Source organism: Kushneria halocnemicola, from assembly GCF_965650455.1.
GTDB lineage: Bacteria > Pseudomonadota > Gammaproteobacteria > Pseudomonadales > Halomonadaceae > Kushneria.
Genome location: NZ_OZ287968.1, coordinates 520,824 through 538,993 on the forward strand (window position 1 = coordinate 520,824; position 18,170 = coordinate 538,993).

Below are 18,170 nucleotides of genomic sequence, written 5' to 3' on the forward strand. Positions count from 1 at the left end.
GCGGAATCAGTCGTGGTGACGTATGGCGTGCATCAAAAACTCCCGATTGCCGTCGCCGCCGGTGATCGGGCTCTTGCCCCAGTATTGCAGGGTAAAGCCGGTCTGCTCGCAGCAGGCGCGCAGGCGGGTCTCGACCTGCGCATAGTGGCGCGCATCGCGCACGATGCCGCCGCTGCCGATCTGCTCCGGGGAGAGCTCGAACTGGGGCTTGACCAGACTGAGCAGATGCGCGCCTTCGGGTAACAACCGAGCCAGCTCCGGCACGATCAGCGTCTGGGAAATGAACGAAACGTCCATCACGGCGCCTGCCAGCCCTTCGGGCGCCAGCGCCATGATGTGCTCCATGGGCAGGCGACGCGCGTTGACGCCCTCCAGACACTGCACGCGGCGATCCTCACGCAGCAGCGGGTCCAGCTGGTCGTGACCCACCTCGATACCGATCACGCATGCGGCGCCGTGCTGGAGCAGGCAGTCGGTAAACCCGCCCGTTGACTGGCCCACGTCCAGCAGCGTGCGTCCTTCAAGTGTCACGTTCGTGGCGGCAAGCAGCGCCTCGAGCTTGAGTCCCGCGCGTGAGACGTAGCGCTCTTCGGGGTCTTCCACGACATGAAACCGGCTCTCTTCGGACAGTTTTTCGCCGGGGCGGGTCAGGGTGCGCGGCGGGCCCTCGCCGAGCAGTTGCACCCGGCCGTGGCGAATCAGGCGCTGGGCGCGCGTGCGTGAACGAACCAGCGCCTGGGCGACCAGCAGCTGATCGACACGTAACATCCTGCTCATGGTCATTCCTGCGATACAAGGGGTGGTGGGTCGTGCGCCGTTGGCAGACCCTTTCAGACCTTTATTCTACCTCGCCTTCAACGGCCCGCGGGAGCGGAGCATCATTGGGGCCAAAGATTGTCTGCCAGCGATCCAGCAGCGCCTCATACTTTAGCGGGTCGATCAGCGCTAGAAGCCCTGGCGTCAGTTGAATCGGCTCAAGCGATGCCTCGCCCTTGTTGGTGTTTTCGCAAGTCAGAAGCGGGCTGCCCAGCGGTGTCTGGCTGGTCATGATCTGCTGTCCCTCGCTTGATGTGATAAAGGCCAGAAAGCGTCGAGCCGTCTCGGGATGCGGGGCGGTTTTCGGGATCAGGGCCAGTCGTTGCAGCGCCAGCGCGTAATCGGTAGGCACCTGCAGCACCAGCTCGGGGTGAGCCTCAACGGCGCGGCGAGCATAGGAGCCGATCAGGTTGTAGCCGATCAGATAGCGGCCCTCGATCAGGCCCTCAAGCATGTCTGCCGTGGCATCCAGCAGCCGGGTATCGGCTGCTCCCATGGCTTCGAACAGCGTCCACGCCTCCTGCGAGCGCGCCACATCCTGAGCCACCGCCATGAAGCCGGTCGGGCTTCGAGCAGGGTCGTAAGTAGCGACACGGCCTTTCAGGGCCGTGTGTTTCCCATTCAAAAGCGCCAGCAGGCTCGCATGATCCACCGGTGGTGGGGCAATGTCGGCAAGCTCCCGGCGATAGACCATCACCAGCGGCTCATGGGTCAGCCCGACCAGCTCATCACGCCAGCGTGCATCCTGCGGCCAGTCGGGATTGATAACGCCGTTACCCAGCGGCAGGGCCAGGCCGGCGTTGGCCAGCTGGTACTGCTGCGCCATGGCCGAGGACATCAGCAGATCGACGTCGGCGGGCACCAGAGCAGGATCTCGCCGATCGCCGCGTGAGGCGTCGCGATAGTCCAGCGTGATCTGCGGATAGCGCCGGTGAAAGGCCTCGAGTACCGGTCGCAGAATATCGGTTTCCACCACGCCCTGAATGTTGAGACGCTCGCTGGTGCTGCCCGTCAAGTGAAGATGGCCCGGGGATAAGACCGGTCCGTTGTCGGCGCTGGCAGTTACAGCCAATGCCAGCAGTATCCCGGCCGATACGGCCTGTCGCAGGATGTTAAAAAGCCTCGTCATTGCCGGGGCGCTCCGGGCAGGTGCAGACCGATCATGAAATCACCGTCGACCGGATGATGCATGACGATCTGGCCGCCGTGCGCGCGGGCCACCCCATCGGCAATAGCCAGTCCCAGGCCGCTGCCGCTGCCCTGTTCTTCGCAGCGGTGAAACGGTCGCAGGGCATCCGTCTGAGCGGCAGCGCTGATGCCCGGACCATCGTCTTCGACATACAGCACTTGTGTAGCGGCATTGACCCCAACGGTGACCCGGCTGCGGGCGTAGCGCAGGGCATTGTGGATCAGATTGCCCAGAGCTTCTTCAATCTGCCAGTGGTCGGCCGCCACCGACAGGGCCGGGCAGGGGTCGGCAAGCCCCAGGTCGATGCCGGCGCTGTCGGCGGCGGGCAAAAAGCGGATCAGCGATTCGCGGGCCAGCGTGTCCAGCGCCACCGGTAACCGCGTCACGGGCGCCTGCGGAGAATAAAGACGGGTCAGCGACAGCAGCTGTTCGGCCAGGCGGGTCGCGCGACGTGTGCCGGTCTGTATTTCCTGCAGTGCCTGATGCCAGTGATTTGTGTCATCACTTCGAAGCGCCAGTTCGGCACTGGCTGCAATACCGGCCAGCGGCGTGCGCAGCTGGTGGGAGGCGTCACCGATAAAGCGCTGTTCGTGAGCGCGCACCTGACGCTGCCGGGCCAGCAGGGCGTTGAGGGCCGCGAGGAGTTCTTCCAGCTCGCGCGGCACGGCCACATCGATCGGGGAGAGGTCATGCGCCGAACGGGCCTTGAGCCGTGTGCGCAGCGCGTTCAGCGGGCTCAGGGCCAGACGCAGCGTTATCAACAGCCCGGCCAGTGCCAGCACCACAATGCCGGCCAGTCGCAGGCTGCTGTCGCGGAAAAGCTGCCGGGTCATGGCGCGTCGCGCCTCCAGCGTATGGGCCACCAACAGGGTATAGGGTTCGCGGTGCTGCCAGCCGGTCAGCCGGGCGCCCAGTGCGCCGACGCGCAGCGACAGGCCATCGAGACTGGCAGGCCCGGCTTCGAAGGTGCCCGGTGGTGGCAGGGGCGCCATCAGCGTCGAAAGATCGGCATTGCCGCTGACGCGGTGACCTGCTTGATCGACAAGGGCATAAAAGACGCGCTCGTCGCCGTGCGGGGCCAGCATGTTCAGTGCCGAGGCGGGCACATCAAACCACAGCCGGTCGTCGCGCCAGCTCACATGATCGTTCATGACCTGTGCTGCCGAGGCAAGCAGGCGATCATTGGCGCGGTCGGCACTGCGCTGTGCGCTGTGCCAGGACTGAAGCAGCAGCAAAACGCAGGTAAACAGCAGCAGCAGGGAGAGCCCGCCCAGCAGACGACGATGAAGACCAGGAGCACAGGGCGTCATGGCTCAGCGTCGTTCCAGACGATAGCCCAGGCCGCGCACGGTACGAATGCGAAGGTCGCTGCCCTCAAGGCGTCGGCGCAGGCGATGTACGTACACCTCCAGGGCGTTGTCACGCAGGGTGTCATCCCCGCCAAAGGCCTCGAGCATCAGATCAGCGCGACTGATGACCCGCTCGCCATGACGCAACAGGCAGGCCAGCAGGCGCTGTTCTCTTGTGGGCAGTGCCAGCGGGGTGCGGCCAAGTTCGAGACGCTGACTCGGCACGTGCAGCGTCAGCGGGCCCAGCTCGATGGTGTCGGCCGCTGCCGGGCGCGCGCGGCGTAAAAGAGCGCGCACCCGAGCTTCGAACTCGCTGAGCGAGAACGGTTTGGTCAGGTAATCATCGCCACCCAGATCCAGCCCCGCTACGCGATCCTCGACCGAGGCGCGGGCGGTGAGAATCAGCACGGGCGTACGCGTATCGTGCCGGCGCAGCGTGGTCAACACATCAAGGCCGCTGCGATGGGGCAGGTTCAGATCCAGAATCACCAGGTCGAGCTTTCGGGGCGTGGTCAGATAATCGCAGGCGTGATCACCGCGTGTGATGACCTCAAGCCTATCGTCATGGTCACGCAGCAGGGTTTCAAGAGTCTGTGCCAACAGCACGTCATCCTCGATGAGCAGTAGCGCCATGAAGGCTCCGCAGCGACAAAACGCAAAAAAGGGGCAGTCTACCCTGGACGGTTGGTATATCACGACTGTGCTGTTTGCGTATCGACATCGCTTGCGATGGGGAAGGCCCGCTGATACCATGCGCGCTCGGTTGATCGGGGGCTGGCCAGCGGCCGGCAGACAACATGCCCTGACATCCGGTGATGGTGACCCTCGATGGTCCTCTCGCAACGCGATATCGCGAACCCCGCCAGGCCCGGAAGGGAGCAACGGTAGTGATGGATGCGTGTGCCGGGATGTGGCTGTTGAGGGTCGCCACCCTTTCCTGAAGTGATTCTCCTCGTAGTACCCTTTTCCGATAACGGTCCCCTGACCGGTAAATCGCATCCGCTTGTATCTCACGTCGCGTCCGAACAATATCGTCTCGCAGGGTCCTTGCCCTGATCGGTGGCAGGGATTGATTGGCGCGTGTGCGTCCAGTCGATAGAATGAGCGCTCTGGCCATCCGATCGACGACCCTTTCCATGTGTCGACACTCCACCGCTTTGATTACAGGCTATAGCGCTGCATGAGCTATCAGGTACTGGCCCGCAAATGGCGGCCGCGCACATTTCACGAGCTGATAGGGCAGGAGCATGTCAGCCGGGCGCTGGTCAATGCCCTTGACCAGGGACGACTGCATCATGCCTATCTGTTTACCGGCACGCGGGGAGTGGGCAAGACCACGCTGGCTCGTATCCTGGCCAAGTGCCTGAACTGTGAAACCGGCGTCACCTCACTGCCGTGCGGGCAGTGTCGAACCTGTCAGGACATCGATCAGGGGCGATTCGTCGACCTGATCGAGGTGGATGCGGCCTCGCGTACCCGCGTCGAGGATACCCGCGAGCTGCTTGATAACGTCCAGTATGCGCCCACCCAGGGGCGCTACAAGGTGTACCTCATCGACGAGGTGCACATGCTGTCAACGCACAGCTTCAATGCGCTGTTGAAAACGCTGGAAGAGCCGCCCCCGCACGTACGTTTTCTGCTGGCGACCACCGACCCGCAAAAGCTGCCCGTTACGGTACTGTCGCGCTGTCTGCAGTTCGCCCTCAAGCGCATGACGCCCGAGCGCATTGTTGATCATCTCGATCATGTGCTCACCCAAGAGCAGACTGCCTTTGATACCGCGGCGCTCTGGCTTTTAGGGCGCGCCGCCGATGGTTCCATGCGCGATGCCATGTCGCTGACCGATCAGGCCATTGCCTTTGGGCATGGAGAAGTGCGCGAACACGACGTCATCGCGATGCTCGGTACGCTCGATCATCGCCAGATTCTGGCGCTGGCCGAGTCACTGGCCGGGGGCGACGCCGCCGATGTGCTGGCACGCGTGGCCCAGCTGGCCGAACAGGGGCCGGACTTTGCCGGCGTGCTGGATGCCCTGTGCGGTGTCTTCCACCGTCTGGCCATCGCGCAGATGGTGCCGGCAGCGCTTGATAACGCCCAGGGGGATCGCGAGGCGCTGGTCGCACTCGCCGCACACTTCACCCCCGAAGACGTGCAGCTTTACTACCAGATCGCGCTTAACGGGCGTGGCGATATGGACAACGCGCCGGAGCAGCGAACGGCGCTGGAGATGACGCTGCTGCGCATGCTCGCTTTCCGGCCACAGGGCGCACCGGCCCCGGAGCACAAGCCACTGCCGATTCAGGGGGCCGCGTCGTCGACGCCATCACCGGCCGGTCATGAAAACACATCATCTCCGGCGCCTGCCGATAACGTGTCCGCGTCGGATGGCGCACAGGCGCAGGTGCCGGAACAAGGCGCACGGGCGCCGGAACGAAGCGAACCGGTCGTGGCACCGATCTCGGCGGCACCTGCCGAACCGCCACACCCTATGGAGCCTTCGACGGCCCCCGAGCCGGCGCCGCCCTGGAACGACGATGACGCGGCGGTCTCGCTCCCCGATGCGGCAGAGAGCGCCGCCTACAGCGAGGCATTAAGCGAAGAGGCCGGCGACACCGCGCCACCCGATACCGTTCAGCCCACGGTCACCCCGGACGTGCCGGAAGTCACGGACACGCATCAGGCGCTTTTTGATGCCGAGCCCGTCCACAAGGCACCGCCGCCGGACGAACAAGCCGGGGATGATGAACACGACGATGCACTCGACGAGTACATGAATGAGGCGGTCGGCGATCACGCTGGCGGTCAGGCCCGGGCGCTGGAGGCCATGGTGGATGGGCTCGCCGGCGAATCCTCACCGGAGGTTTCTTCTCCCAATGCGTCCTTGTCGGAAACGGCGCAGGCACCAACGGCCAGCAATGAAACGCCGTCAGGCAACGGCCACGCCCTGCCGGTCGAGGCCGATCACACGCCGATTCACAATGCGCGCTGGCTCGAGCTTTTTCCCGGTCTGGGACTTTCCGGCATGACGGCCAACCTGGTGGCCAACTGCGTTGTACACCATGATGATGGTGAGCAACTCGGCATGTGGCTGCATCATTCACAAAGTGCCATGAACGCAGAAGTGCACCGCGAGCGTCTTGAGAAGGCCCTGATGGCGCATGGCCTGCCTCGCCGGGTGTCCATCGAGGTGGGGGAAATCGATGAGCACATCGAAACCCCGGCACGACGCCGCGCCCGGCTCGAGAAGGCGCGATTGCAGCGTGCCATTGAAGCCTTGCGTGATGACCCGCATATTCAGTCCCTGCAGGACGTTTTCGGTGCGCGTCTGCTGGAGCGCAGCGTGACCTCGTTCGAGCAGGACGACGCCAGTGGCGGTAGCTGAGCGCAGCTATCGATAACGCTTTGACTTAACGACTTTCGAGGACGGCAATCATGATGAAAGGCGGCATGGGCAACCTGATGAAGCAGGCTCAGGAAATGCAGGACAAGATGCAAAAGGTGCAGGAAGAAATTGCTGACACCGAAGTGCATGGCGAATCCGGCGCCGGCATGGTCAAGGTCACCATGAACGGTCGTCACGATGTCACATCGATTGAACTCGACCCGGCCATCATGCAGGAAGAGAAGGAATTTCTCGAAGACCTGCTGGCAGCTGCGGTCAACGATGCCGTGCGCAAGGTGGAAGTCAACTCGCGCACTAAAATGGAAGAAGTCACGGAAGGCATGAACCTGCCACCCGGCTTCAAGATGCCGTTCTAGGATACGCGCAATTCATGGCGACATTTTCACCGCTGATCGATCGTTTGCTCGAAACGCTGCGGGTGCTGCCGGGCGTTGGCCCCCGCACGGCGCAGCGCATGGCCTTTCACCTGCTGGAGCGTGACCGCGAAGGCGGGCGCCGGCTGGCAGAGGTGCTGGGCGAGGCGCTTGAAAGAGTAGGGTACTGCGAGTGCTGTCGTAACCTGACGGAAAGCCGGCTTTGCAGCATCTGCGAGGACACCCGCCGTGATGATCGCACCCTGTGTGTGGTGGAATCGCCGGCGGATCTTCTGGCCATCGAGGAGGCCGGCGGCTTTCACGGACGCTATTTCGTGCTGCATGGCCATCTCTCGCCCATCGATGGCGTGGGTCCGGGCGATCTGGGACTCGATCAGCTTGAAGCGCTGGTGCATCAGCGACAGACCGAAGAGATGATCCTCGCCACCAATCCTACCGTGGAAGGCGAGGCGACCGCGCACTATATCGCCGAGCAACTGCGGGCGCAGGGGGTGCGCTGTTCGCGTCTGGCCTACGGCGTGCCCATGGGCGGCGAGCTCGAATACGTGGATGGCGGGACGCTGTCGCGCGCGTTCATGGGGCGCCAGCCCTTTGGCGAGCAGGGCTAGCGATCGATGTCATGACAGGCGTTCGTCCGGGAGCGTATCTCATGAATGCGACAAGCCGCTGTGCGGCTTGTTTTACTTTATTCCCTGTCGAACTCCGTGTCGGCAGGCGGCCGTAGACAAAATGACCATGCCCACTGATGTAATCTGGCACTTTATCGATACTGAAGAGGCGCTCGAGCGCGCCTGTGCCGATCTCGCGACCTGCGAGGTGATCGGTGTGGATACCGAGTTCATGCGTGAGACCACCTTCTATCCGGTACCGGCACTGATTCAGCTGGGAAGTGCCGATGCGGTCTACCTGATCGACCCGACCGTGGTGGCGCCTACCGCGTCGCTGCGTGCCCTGCTGGGCGATGACGGACCGCTGAAGATACTGCACGCCTGCAGCGAAGACATGGAGATCTTCACGCTCTGGGTGGGGGACGTCCCCTCGCCGGTCGTGGATACCCAGCTGGCGCACGCGCTGGTGGGGGAGGAGAGCTCCATCAGCTACCAGCGACTGGTGGAGCGCTGGGTAGACCAGCATGTTCCCAAGGGCGAGACCCGCTCCAACTGGCTCCAGCGTCCGCTGAGTGAGGAACAGTGCCGCTATGCGGCGCTGGATGTGGTCTGGCTGCCCCTGATCTGGCAGCGACAGCAGGATCGTCTTCGTGAGCAAAATCGTCTTGAGTGGCTGCTTGAAGACTGTCACGCCCTGGTGGCGGCAGCGCGGGGTGTGCGTGATGACGAGCGCTGGTATCTGCGACATCGCAACGCCTGGCGGCTGACGCCTCGTCAGCTGGCAGCGTTTCAGCGGCTGTGTGTCTGGCGCGAACGCGCCGTGCGCGAGCGCAATCTGCCGCGCAACTGGCTGGCAAGCGATGCCACGCTCATGGAGGTTGCCTCGGCGCTGCCGGCCAATCGCTATGAGCTTTCCCGCGTCGATGGCATCAAGCCCGTCCTGATCAAGCGCGAGGGCGATGCGATGCTGGCCCTGATTCAGGAAGCGACGTTGCTGGAGGAGCAGGCGCTGCCTACCGGTCTGCCTTCTCCTGTCAGTGATGCCTACAAAAAGCGCATGAAGACACTGAAGGCAGCAGTCAACGAGCGCGCCGTCGCGCTGTCACTGCCTTCTGAAGTGCTCGTGACACGCCGTGAGCTGGAGCGCTGGATCAGTGCCGACCTGCAGCGCACTGACTGGCCCCTGATCAAGGGGTGGCGCGGTGAGGTCCTTAACGATGCGCTGATAGCGGCGCTTTCAGGCAATACCCGCACTCCGGGTTCTACCCGCGATGCGCATTGAAACGTCCACGCGTTTGCGGAGAACACCATGACCCCGACACCGCTTTTGTGTCAGATCTACAAGAGTGCGCGCCACGAAGAGATGTTTCTCTATGTGGATCGCACACGCGGGCTGGATGTGGTGCCTCAGGAGCTGCTGACAGGCTTTGGCCCGCCCGTGTCGATCATGATGATGATCATGACGCCGGAGCGAACGCTTGCCCGGGTTGATACGGCGCGAGTCATCGAGGCCCTCAAGGAGAAGGGCTACTATCTGCAGATGCCCCCCGGCGGGGATGCACGGTCACGTGACCTTGCCTTTGACGTCGGCGCCAGCGCTGACGACCAGGGGCAGGTGTCCTAAAAAATATCTCGGGAGTACGGTATGCGTGAGCGCTTTTGGGAGCGATTGTCGCTTGAGGAGCTGACGTCCGATGAATGGGAAGCCCTTTGCGATGGCTGCGGCCAGTGCTGTCTGGTTCGGCTCGAGGACGAAGAAAACCAGGAGATCGTGACGCTGTCGGTCGCCTGCCGCCTTTTCGATACCCGGGCCTGTCGCTGCAGTGACTATGAGCATCGTTTCGACAGGGTGCCTGACTGTCTGCAGCTCACGCCAGCGCGTGCACGTGCGTTTCACTGGCTGCCCGAGACCTGCGGCTATCGACGTCTGGCGCAGGGCAAGCCGCTGCCCGAATGGCATCCGCTGCGCAGTGGTGACCCGGCCGGCGCTCGCCGTGCCGGGGTCAGCATGCACGGTATGGCGGTCAGCGAGGCGAGGGTGCCCGACAGGGACTATGAGGACTACATCATTGCCGTGATGCCCTGCCGGTCGTAACGGCCTGCGAGCACTCTCCAGGCGATAATAAAAGGGGCGCTCTTCATTTTCGAAGAGCGCCCCTTTTGCCTGCAGGTCGCGAGAAGGTCAATGACGATCAGACATCCTGCGATGATGACCCGGATGACGGCTCGACCTTGGAAAGCCCCAGGGCCCACAGGATAAAGGCATCCTGACGGGCCACGTCGCGCCAGGCGTGAAATCGCCCGGACGCGCCGCCATGACCGGCGCTCATGTCGGTGCGTAAAAGAACCGGCCCCCGGGCGCTGTCGAACTCGATCAGGCGCGCATAGAGCTTGGCCGGCTCCCAGTAGGGCACGCGCGAATCGTGCCAGCTGCCCTGAAGATAGACCGCCGGCCAGGGGGCGGGCATCAGATTGTTCAGCGGTGAATAGCCCTTGATGCGTCGATGCGCTTCAGGCTCTTCCGGATTGCCCCACTCGGTATATTCCGCGGTCGTCAGCGGCAGATCGGGGTTTTCCATGGTGCGCAGCACATCAACGAAGGGCACATCCAGTACCGCGGCACAAAAGGCGTGCGGGTCAAGGTTGACGCTGGCTGCCACCAGCAGCCCGCCGGCGCTGGCGCCGTAGGCGGCAATGTGGCGCTCTTCGGCCAGGCCATGCTCTACCAGCACGTTGCGAGCGGCCAAAAAATCGCGAAAGCTGTTTTCCTTGTGCGCCAGCTTGCCGGCCAGATACCAGGGTTCGCCCCGGTCACCGCCGCCGCGAACGTGGGCCACGGCAAAGGCACCGCCGCGCGCCAGAAGCTCAAGGCGCGAAATGGAAAACCACGGATCCAGTGTCTGGCCGTAGGCGCCGTAGCCATACAAAAGGGTGGGCAGCGGGCCACGGTCGATCAGGTCGGCACGCGCCACCACCGACACCGGCACCCGTTCGCCATCGAAGGAGGTGGCCCAGACCCGACGACAGGCCAGATGGCCGGGCTGAATGTCGCCGTAAACCGGCTGTTGGCGCAGCAGCCGTCGCTCGCCGCTGTCGATGTCGACATCGATCCAGCGTGGCGGCGTGGTAAAGGATTCCTCGTGCAGGCGAAGACGGCGCGTATCAAAGTGGGGCGTATCGGCAAGGGCGAGACTGCAGGGCGTTTCCGCAATCGGCAGCCACTCATCGCGGATGGCTTTATGATGCTCGTCGAGTTGCATCAATCGCAGATGCACCTGGGCGCTGTCGTGATCCCGCTCGGTCAGCACCAGCCCCCACGAGAAGGCATCCACATCTTCAAGTGTGGTGTCGGCGCGATGTTCGATCATTGGCAGCCAGTACTCAAGCGCATGCTCTTCGGCGCGCTCAAGGCAAAAGTGCACAGCGCCTCTGTTGTGGAGCACATAGAACATGCCCGGGCGGTGATCGATGCCATACTCTACGCCGGTCTGGCGCGGGTGAAAGCATATGGGCGCCGTTGCCGGTGTGGCCGCGGGAACCAGATGGGTCTCGCTGGTGTCCTTGGAGGCGCTATGAATGACCAGCCATTCACGCGAGCGGGTCTTGTCCAGCCCGACCCAGAACTCGACGTCTTCTTCTTCAAAAAGACAGACGGCGTCGTCATGGTCACGATGGCGTCGCCAGACCGTGGCCGGGCGCTGGGTGGTGTCATAGCGCGTGAACAAAATTGTGGCGTTGTCTTCTGCCCAGCACAGATCGGGTCCGATACCGCGCTCAAGGCGGATCGTCTCGCCATCGGGCAGATACCGCAGATAAAGGTCGAAATACTCGTTGCCCTGGGTATCCAGCGTCCAGGCCATCCACTGCTCGTCTTCGGACAGGGCCAGATCGCCCAGTTCAAGAAAGCTGCTGTGGGTAGAGAGCTCCTGCAGGTCGATCAGGCACTCGTGGCCGCGACGTTCGATATCGAGATGGTCAAAGCCTTCACCGATCGGGTGGCGCCAGAAGACCGGATAGTCGGCATCAAAGGCCGTCTCGCTCCAGTAGACGAAATGATCAAAGGATGTGGCCAGACCCGTGACAGAGAGCTCGCGGCGGGCAAGATGGCTGTCAAACAGGGTCTGCGTGAGTGATTCCAGCGGTTCAAACCACTGATCACTTGCCTGATTGACGGCTTCGAGAAACTCGGCCACCTCTGGCGTATCCCGGTTTTCAAGCCAGTGCCAATGGGGGTCTTCGACTTTCCTGAAGCGCGCAACCGGCGCGGGGGATGGGTGTTCTTTCATAATGTGCAGTGTAACATTGATCGCTGTATTTAACCCGGAGGTATCAAGGGCGTGCTGATTTCAGACTCGATCCCACTATTGTGGCTATGCTGGTTCGTATTATCCGTGGCGGTGCTGGTGTTCGGCTATTTTGCCATCTCGTTTCTGCCACGCCTGCCTCGCTGGCTGATTGCCGGTGGCGTTGCGGGCATGCTCTGGATGCCGGCGTTTTTTTCGGTACCCGGGCCGGAATCCCAGCTTGGCTATTCGGGCTGGGCACCGTCGCTTGTGGTGACGGCGGTCGGCTTTTTACAGCACAACGGCGGCCAAGTCTTTTTGGGCGGCGTGTTGCTGGCAATCGGTGCGCTTCTTGGCATGCTGGTGGCCTTTTTTATCGGCCGCCGTGGCCGGCACGACAATGATGATGACGACCGCTCGGGCGATTCCCGGACAGGCGGCAACGGTGATCAACGCGATCACTCTCGCCGACCTCGGGAAAGTGCCCCGGCGCGTCGGGAACCCTCGCTCGGGAGATAGGCCGTATGCTGTATCGGTGGCTGATGACAGGTGCCTTGCTGCTGCTGGGCCTGATGACACTGCCGGTTCAGGCAGCGCCACAGGACTCGCCTGAACAGGGCGATGTTCGCCTGGCGATCGATGTCTCCGGCAGCATGAAAGGCAATGACCCCGACAATCTGCGTGCCAGCGGCGTGCGTTTGCTGGTCGATCTGTTACCCGACAATGTTCGCGCCGGGCTCTGGACCTTTGGTCAGCAGGTCGCCAATCCGCTGGCCATGGGCACCGTCAACGATCAGTGGCGCACGCGTGCGCTGAATGTGCTGCCTCAAATCACACAATACGAGCAGTTTACCGATCTTGAATCGGCGCTCGACAGGGCCACGCAGGGCGTCACCCGGGACGGTCGCACACATCTGATCGTTTTGACCGATGGCATGGTGGATATTCCTGCGATCACCGACAAGCCCGCCCGGGACCGCGCCTCGCGCGAGCGTATTATCGACACGCTTGCCCCGGATCTGGCCGGACGCAACGTGGTCATCCATACCATTGCCCTGTCCCGCAATGCCGATATCGATCTGATGCGTGCCATTTCGCAGCAGACCGGGGGGCTGGCATCGGTGGCAGAGGACTCCCGAGCGCTTTTGCGCTCCTTTCTGGACGTTTTGAATCAGGTAGCGCCGCGCCAGCAGCTGCCGCTGGAAGACGGCCGGTTTCAGGTCGACGATCAGGTACGTGAATTTACGGCACTGCTTTTTCATGGCCGCGATGACGGCCCGATCACATTGATCAGCCCCGACGGTGAGCGTTTGAGCATCGACGCGCCCGGTGCTGCAAGTCGCTGGCGTCATGACGATCGCTACGAGCTGATTACCGTCCCCGAGCCGGCCGCAGGGCAGTGGCAGATCGAGGGGCCGGTGGGCGCCGGTTCCCGTATTCTGATCGATTCAGGCCTGCAGCTACACAGCGCCACAATCCCGGCCACGCTCTACGAGCATATCGATCTGCCGCTGGAGGTCTGGCTGGAAGGCGTGAACGACGACGATAACGCGTCGGCTCAGGCGGTGTCCGTGGATGCCGCGCTGCGAGGCGCTGACGTTGACATTGCCGGTACGCGTTTGCAGCGTGAGGCGGACGGGCGTTACCGTGGCCGCCTTGATCGCATCGACCGAACAGGTAATGCCGAGCTGACACTCGAGGCGCGCAGCGACCGCTTTGCACGGCTGCTGACCCATAGCGTTAACGTCGTGCCGGTCATCGATGCGGCGCTATCCGATGAGCAGTCCCATATTACGTTGACAGCGGCCTGGCCGCGTCTGACGCGCGACAATACTCGCATTCATGCCGAACTGTTGGGGGAAACACTCGGCGTTGATCCCGTGGGCGATGATCGCTGGCAGGTGACTCTGCCCGATACGCTGCCTGATGAGGCCGTTCCTGTCGCGCTTGCGGCCACGGTGGCACTGGATAACCGGATACTGGAAATCCCCCTGCCGCCGGTGATGCTCAATAGCGATGCCGCGACCGGTCTGGCCGGTGCGCGTCTTGATCGCGATGCGATCAGCGGTGAGCAGATGGCATCGCGTGATGAGCAAAAGGAAGATCAACAGTGGTCGCTGCAGCGTCTGTGGCATCTGGCTCGTGATAACTGGCCTGCGGCAAAAGCGCAGGTCATGCAGTGGATGCAGGACCCGCGTGCGTGGTGGGTGGCCGCCGCGCTGATATTGCTCTGTCTATTGCTTGCCTTCAGACGACGTCGCCTGCGACGTCAGCGTCCCCGACACAGGAGAGACCCGAGTGTGTGAGCTACTGGGCATGAACGCCAACCGGCCGGTCAATACTGGCTTCAGCTGGCGCGGATTCAAGCATCGCGGTGGGGATAACGGCCCCCATCGTGATGGCTTTGGAATCGGTTTTTACCGTCGTGACGGCTACCACGACTTTCATGATCTGCGCCCGGCCACGGACTCGCCGCTGGCGGACCTGCTCGGGCGTGATGATATTGCCGCCCTGATCATGATGGGCCATCTGCGTCACGCCAATGAAGGCAGCGTTGAAATCCGTAATACCTACCCCTTTACGCAGGAAATGAAGGGGCGGCGCTGGTGCTATACCATGCAGGGGCAGCTGGAGGGGTTCGAGGTGCTGGGCCTCACCGGTCGCTTCACCCCGCTGGGAACCACCGACGGTGAACATGTCTTTTGCTGGCTGCTCGATCAGCTCTCGCAGGAGAACTGCGATGATTCAACCGCTGTATGTGAGCTGGTGCGCCAGTGTGGCGATCGACTGTCAGAAATGGGCGTTTTCAACATGATGCTCAGCGATGGTCGAACGCTTTACACCTACTGCAGCAAAAAGATGTGCTGGCTAACGCGACGCTCGCCCTTTGGCACCGTGACCTCGCTGGACACCGGAGAACATATCGACCTTGCCAGCCGTTGCGACAGCGCCACAATCTATACGCTTCTGGCGACCGCTCCCTTGACCAACGAGTCGGGCTGGCAGGACATGCATCCGGGCGAGGCAATGGCCTTTTGCGACGGCGAGCGGTGCGACATCAGCGCGCCTGAAGCCATCATCGCCTGATCCGGGCGGTATTTGAGACGATGTTTCCGGTCGGCGTGTGACGCCGCAGACACGCAAGTGCCTGCGGCGTTTTTGGGATCAGCTCAACTCTTCTTCGGTGAACATGCCTTCAAAAAGCGCGGTCGAGAGGTAGCGCTCGCCACTGTCAGGCAGGATGACGGCAATGGCCTTGTCCCTGTACGCCGGGTCTTCGGCCAGACGCAGGGCAGCGACCATGGCGGCACCACAGGAGATACCGACGAGCATGCCTTCTTCGCGCATCAGCCGGCGCGCCATGGCCATGGCGTCTTCACTGCTGACCGCTTCCACCTGATCGACGATGTCCAGGTCCAGGTTGGCCGGAATGAAGTTGGCGCCGATGCCCTGAATTTTATGACCGGCAGGCGCCAGGTCTTCGCCGCGCAGACGCTGGCCGATAATGGGTGATTCCAGCGGTTCCACGGCCACGCTGTGAAGCGCCTTGCCCTTCGTTTTTTCGAAATAGCGTGAAATGCCGGTAATGGTGCCGCCGGTGCCGACCCCTGCGACCAGTACATCGAGATCGCCGTCGGTGGCGTCCCACAGTTCCGGCCCGGTCGTTTTCTCATGAATTTCGGGATTGGCGGGGTTTTCGAACTGTGCCGGCATGAAATAGCGCTCGGGTTCGGCATCGCGCAGCTCGGTGGCGCGCTCAACCGCGCCTTTCATGCCGCGCGAGGGCTCGGTCAGCACCAGCTCGGCGCCCAGTGCCTTGAGCACCTTGCGTCGCTCGATGCTCATCGAGGCCGGCATGGTCAGCTTGACCCGGTAGCCGCGCGCGGCGCCCACAAAGGCGAGCGCGATGCCGGTATTGCCGGAGGTGGGTTCGATGATCTCCATGCCGGGCTTCAGGGCGCCGCGCTTTTCGGCGTCCCAGATCATGTTGGCACCGATTCGGCACTTGACCGACAGCGCCGGATTGCGCGACTCGAGCTTGGCATAGACGCGAGGGTGATCGGTCAGGTGTCTGATCCGGACCAGCGGCGTTTGTCCGATGGCCTGAGAGTTGTCTTCCAGAATCCTGCTCATCGCATGCTCCGTGTCAGCAGGCTGCCCGTCAGGGCAGCAATAAGGGGGCGTTTCATTGTGTCGGGGGCTGTGGTGGTCGTCGAGTCCTGAAGCATCCGCTCTGACGCTCGGGCTTTCATGCTATTTTAGAGTCTTTCCATGAAACGGTATTTGGCCGCAAGCGGCATGACGATCGGGAGAAGGCATGAGCGAGACGACAACGGCACCGGCACTGCTTGAAGGGCCCGCGCTCGAAAAGGACGACAATTACCGGTCGATTCTCGACGTGTTCGAAAAGGCCTGTACGCAATATGCTGATCGCCCTGCCTTTACCTGCATGGAAAGTACGCTGACCTATAAGGCCATGAAGGATCTGGTAGACCGGTTTGCGCACTGGATTGTCTCGCAGACCGATATGTCTCCGGGCGATCGTCTGGCGATTGTGCTGCCCAACCTGCTGCAGTACCCGGTGGCCGTGTTTGGTGCCCTCAAGGCCGGGCTGGTCATCGTTAATACCAATCCGCTCTACACCGCCGATGAGATGCATCATCAGTTTGCCGATGCCGGCGTGAGCGGGGTGGTGGTATTTGCGCACATGGCACACAAGCTGGAAGTCGTGCTCAAGCGTTTGCCGATTGCCCATGTCGTTGTTACCGAAGTGGCGGATCTTCACCCCTGGCCATCGCGGCTCAAATATAACCTTGGCGCGCGCTATATTGCCCGTCAGGTGCCGCGCTACCATCTGCCCGATGCCGTCACGATGCGGCAGGTGCTAAAGCAGAAGGGGCAGGTCGATGAAAGCCGCCAGGGGCGTGACGATGATCTGGCCATTTTGCAATACACCGGCGGCACGACCGGCACGCCCAAGGGGGCCATGCTTTCTCATGCCAACCTGGTGGCCAACATGCGCCAGACCGGGGAGGTACTGGGCAGTGCCATCTCTCGCGGATATGAGACCATTATTGCCCCGCTGCCGGTCTATCATATCTACACCTTTACCGTGAACTGCATGTTCGGCTGTGAAACCGGCAATCACAGCATCCTGATCCCTAACCCGAAGGATCTTGACGGCTTCGTCAAAACGCTTGCCAAACAGCCCTTTTCTGCTTTTATCGGACTCAACACGCTCTTTGCCGCCCTGTGCCGGCGTGATGATTTCAAAAAACTGGATTTCAGCCATCTAAAGCTCAGTGTCTCCGGCGGCATGGCACTCAATACCACCACGGCCAACCGCTGGCACGAGGTGACCGGCTCTGCCGTACTGGAAGGGTATGGCATGACCGAAACGTCCCCGGTGGTCTGTGTGAATCCACCCGACAGGATTCAGCCGGGCGCGATCGGGCGGCCGGTGGCCGGTACTCGGCTACAGGTACTGGATGAGAATGACCAGCCGCTGGGCTATGACACGCCCGGTGAGCTATGCGTACAGGGTCCGCAGGTCATGAAGGGCTACTGGAATCTGCCCGAAGAGACTGCCAGAACGCTTTCGGATGAGGGCTGGGTCAGGTCAGGGGATATTGCCGTGCTGCAGCGTGACGGCTTTGTGCGCATCGTGGATCGCAAAAAGGACATGATCGTCACCTCGGGCTTTAACGTGTATCCCAACGAGGTGGAGGATGTGCTGCTCAGACATGATGACATCCATGAGGCTGCCGTGATCGGCGTGCCGGATGAAGACAGCGGCGAAAGCGTGGTGGCGTTTATCGTACCGCGTAACGGCGCCAGCCTTGACCCGCAGGCCCTGAAGCAGTGGTGTCGTCAGGAGCTGACAGGCTACAAGGTGCCAAGGCGGTTCGAGTTTCGCGACCAGCTGCCGCGCAGCAATGTCGGCAAGGTGCTGCGTCGCGCCCTGCGCGATGAGCTGTCCGACCCCGCTCGTTAGACCCCGGCGTTGCCCTGTCGGCTGATTGGCCGATGGGGCAGGATTGGCGCTACAATAATGCCCCTGTTACCAGTAGTCGAAACACCTTTTCTCCCGGATGGTCATGGCCGTGCCATGCTCATTGTCATTACCGCCTTGGCGGTTTCAATAGTC

The 18,170-nt window shown here is 62.3% G+C and carries 16 protein-coding genes and 1 other RNA gene; 11 read left to right on the plus strand and 6 right to left on the minus strand.

The genetic code is table 11. The features are described 5' to 3' along the window. Positions 1-6: 6 nt before the first annotated feature. From ACS92L_RS02230 to ACS92L_RS02245, 4 genes are all read right to left on the minus strand, one after another. On the minus strand, positions 7-768 hold the full coding sequence (locus ACS92L_RS02230) for a TlyA family RNA methyltransferase (protein WP_438768387.1): 762 nt from the start codon (positions 766-768) through the stop codon (positions 7-9). A gap of 70 nt (positions 769-838) precedes the next feature. After that, on the minus strand, positions 839-1,945 hold the full coding sequence (locus ACS92L_RS02235; protein WP_438766713.1) for an ABC transporter substrate-binding protein: 1,107 nt from the start codon (positions 1,943-1,945) through the stop codon (positions 839-841). Beyond that, positions 1,942-3,315 (minus strand): sensor histidine kinase, encoded by a 1,374-nt coding sequence (locus ACS92L_RS02240; RefSeq protein WP_438766714.1) that lies wholly within the window; start codon positions 3,313-3,315, stop codon positions 1,942-1,944. The genes ACS92L_RS02235 and ACS92L_RS02240 overlap by 4 nt, the downstream gene beginning before the upstream one ends. A 3-nt stretch (positions 3,316-3,318) precedes the next feature. After that, the gene (locus ACS92L_RS02245; RefSeq protein WP_438766715.1) at positions 3,319-3,987 is read right to left on the minus strand and encodes a response regulator; all 669 of its coding nucleotides are present in this window, start codon (positions 3,985-3,987) and stop codon (positions 3,319-3,321) included. Between the two features lie 193 nt (positions 3,988-4,180). Here ACS92L_RS02245 and ffs point away from each other — a divergent pair. The 7 genes from ffs to ACS92L_RS02280 all read left to right on the plus strand — a co-directional run bounded on the left by ffs (position 4,181) and on the right by ACS92L_RS02280 (position 9,834). Beyond that, positions 4,181-4,277, plus strand: an RNA gene (gene ffs, locus ACS92L_RS02250) — signal recognition particle sRNA small type. Positions 4,278-4,534: 257 nt separating this feature from the next. Then, on the plus strand, positions 4,535-6,736 hold the full coding sequence (dnaX, locus tag ACS92L_RS02255) for a DNA polymerase III subunit gamma/tau (RefSeq protein WP_438766717.1): 2,202 nt from the start codon (positions 4,535-4,537) through the stop codon (positions 6,734-6,736). A gap of 50 nt (positions 6,737-6,786) precedes the next feature. Next, the gene (locus ACS92L_RS02260; protein ID WP_438766718.1) at positions 6,787-7,113 is read left to right on the plus strand and encodes a YbaB/EbfC family nucleoid-associated protein; all 327 of its coding nucleotides are present in this window, start codon (positions 6,787-6,789) and stop codon (positions 7,111-7,113) included. A 14-nt stretch (positions 7,114-7,127) separates the two neighbouring features. Next, on the plus strand, positions 7,128-7,739 hold the full coding sequence (recR, locus tag ACS92L_RS02265) for a recombination mediator RecR (protein ID WP_438766719.1): 612 nt from the start codon (positions 7,128-7,130) through the stop codon (positions 7,737-7,739). A gap of 127 nt (positions 7,740-7,866) precedes the next feature. Continuing rightward, positions 7,867-9,021 (plus strand): ribonuclease D, encoded by a 1,155-nt coding sequence (gene rnd / locus ACS92L_RS02270; RefSeq protein ID WP_438766720.1) that lies wholly within the window; start codon positions 7,867-7,869, stop codon positions 9,019-9,021. A 27-nt stretch (positions 9,022-9,048) separates the two neighbouring features. Next, the gene (locus ACS92L_RS02275; RefSeq protein WP_438766721.1) at positions 9,049-9,363 is read left to right on the plus strand and encodes a YcgL domain-containing protein; all 315 of its coding nucleotides are present in this window, start codon (positions 9,049-9,051) and stop codon (positions 9,361-9,363) included. A 21-nt stretch (positions 9,364-9,384) separates the two neighbouring features. Continuing rightward, positions 9,385-9,834, plus strand: a complete 450-nt coding sequence (locus ACS92L_RS02280; RefSeq protein WP_438766722.1) for a YcgN family cysteine cluster protein — start codon at positions 9,385-9,387, stop codon at positions 9,832-9,834. 97 nt (positions 9,835-9,931) lie between these two features. On the opposite strand, the gene ACS92L_RS02285 is transcribed toward ACS92L_RS02280, so the two are convergent. Further along, positions 9,932-12,025, minus strand: a complete 2,094-nt coding sequence (locus ACS92L_RS02285; RefSeq protein ID WP_438766723.1) for a S9 family peptidase — start codon at positions 12,023-12,025, stop codon at positions 9,932-9,934. Positions 12,026-12,076: 51 nt separating this feature from the next. On the opposite strand from ACS92L_RS02285, the gene ACS92L_RS02290 reads away from it, so the two are divergent. Genes ACS92L_RS02290 through ACS92L_RS02300 form a run of 3 tightly spaced genes read left to right on the plus strand, consistent with a single transcriptional unit; the run spans position 12,077 to position 15,109 of the window. Next, positions 12,077-12,541: a hypothetical protein gene (locus ACS92L_RS02290; protein ID WP_438766724.1), complete on the plus strand. Its 465-nt coding sequence runs from the start codon at positions 12,077-12,079 to the stop codon at positions 12,539-12,541. A 5-nt stretch (positions 12,542-12,546) separates the two neighbouring features. After that, complete coding sequence (locus ACS92L_RS02295) at positions 12,547-14,328, plus strand: VWA domain-containing protein (RefSeq protein ID WP_438766725.1); 1,782 nt, start codon at positions 12,547-12,549, stop codon at positions 14,326-14,328. Continuing rightward, entirely contained in the window at positions 14,321-15,109 is a 789-nt protein-coding gene (locus ACS92L_RS02300; protein ID WP_438766726.1) for a class II glutamine amidotransferase, read from the plus strand. The genes ACS92L_RS02295 and ACS92L_RS02300 overlap by 8 nt, the downstream gene beginning before the upstream one ends. Before the next feature lie 78 nt (positions 15,110-15,187). Here ACS92L_RS02300 and cysK read toward each other — a convergent pair whose 3' ends face one another. Further along, complete coding sequence (gene cysK, locus ACS92L_RS02305; RefSeq protein ID WP_438766728.1) at positions 15,188-16,156, minus strand: cysteine synthase A; 969 nt, start codon at positions 16,154-16,156, stop codon at positions 15,188-15,190. 184 nt (positions 16,157-16,340) lie between these two features. Here cysK and ACS92L_RS02310 point away from each other — a divergent pair, with 184 nt between their 5' ends. After that, the gene (locus ACS92L_RS02310) at positions 16,341-18,017 is read left to right on the plus strand and encodes an AMP-binding protein (protein WP_438766729.1); all 1,677 of its coding nucleotides are present in this window, start codon (positions 16,341-16,343) and stop codon (positions 18,015-18,017) included. Positions 18,018-18,170 lie beyond the last annotated feature (153 nt).

Excerpts from the sequence above, each read along its gene's own strand:
- ACS92L_RS02230 (WP_438768387.1), bottom strand. The coding sequence starts at position 768 with ATGTTACGTGTCGATCAGCTGCTGGTCGCCCAGGCGCTGGTTCGTTCA.
- ACS92L_RS02235 (WP_438766713.1), bottom strand. The coding sequence starts at position 1,945 with ATGACGAGGCTTTTTAACATCCTGCGACAGGCCGTATCGGCCGGGATA.
- ACS92L_RS02240 (WP_438766714.1), bottom strand. The coding sequence starts at position 3,315 with ATGACGCCCTGTGCTCCTGGTCTTCATCGTCGTCTGCTGGGCGGGCTC.
- ACS92L_RS02245 (WP_438766715.1), bottom strand. The coding sequence starts at position 3,987 with ATGGCGCTACTGCTCATCGAGGATGACGTGCTGTTGGCACAGACTCTT.
- dnaX (WP_438766717.1), top strand. The coding sequence starts at position 4,535 with ATGAGCTATCAGGTACTGGCCCGCAAATGGCGGCCGCGCACATTTCAC.
- ACS92L_RS02260 (WP_438766718.1), top strand. The coding sequence starts at position 6,787 with ATGATGAAAGGCGGCATGGGCAACCTGATGAAGCAGGCTCAGGAAATG.
- recR (WP_438766719.1), top strand. The coding sequence starts at position 7,128 with ATGGCGACATTTTCACCGCTGATCGATCGTTTGCTCGAAACGCTGCGG.
- rnd (WP_438766720.1), top strand. The coding sequence starts at position 7,867 with ATGCCCACTGATGTAATCTGGCACTTTATCGATACTGAAGAGGCGCTC.
- ACS92L_RS02275 (WP_438766721.1), top strand. The coding sequence starts at position 9,049 with ATGACCCCGACACCGCTTTTGTGTCAGATCTACAAGAGTGCGCGCCAC.
- ACS92L_RS02280 (WP_438766722.1), top strand. The coding sequence starts at position 9,385 with ATGCGTGAGCGCTTTTGGGAGCGATTGTCGCTTGAGGAGCTGACGTCC.
- ACS92L_RS02285 (WP_438766723.1), bottom strand. The coding sequence starts at position 12,025 with ATGAAAGAACACCCATCCCCCGCGCCGGTTGCGCGCTTCAGGAAAGTC.
- ACS92L_RS02295 (WP_438766725.1), top strand. The coding sequence starts at position 12,547 with ATGCTGTATCGGTGGCTGATGACAGGTGCCTTGCTGCTGCTGGGCCTG.
- cysK (WP_438766728.1), bottom strand. The coding sequence starts at position 16,156 with ATGAGCAGGATTCTGGAAGACAACTCTCAGGCCATCGGACAAACGCCG.
- ACS92L_RS02310 (WP_438766729.1), top strand. The coding sequence starts at position 16,341 with ATGAGCGAGACGACAACGGCACCGGCACTGCTTGAAGGGCCCGCGCTC.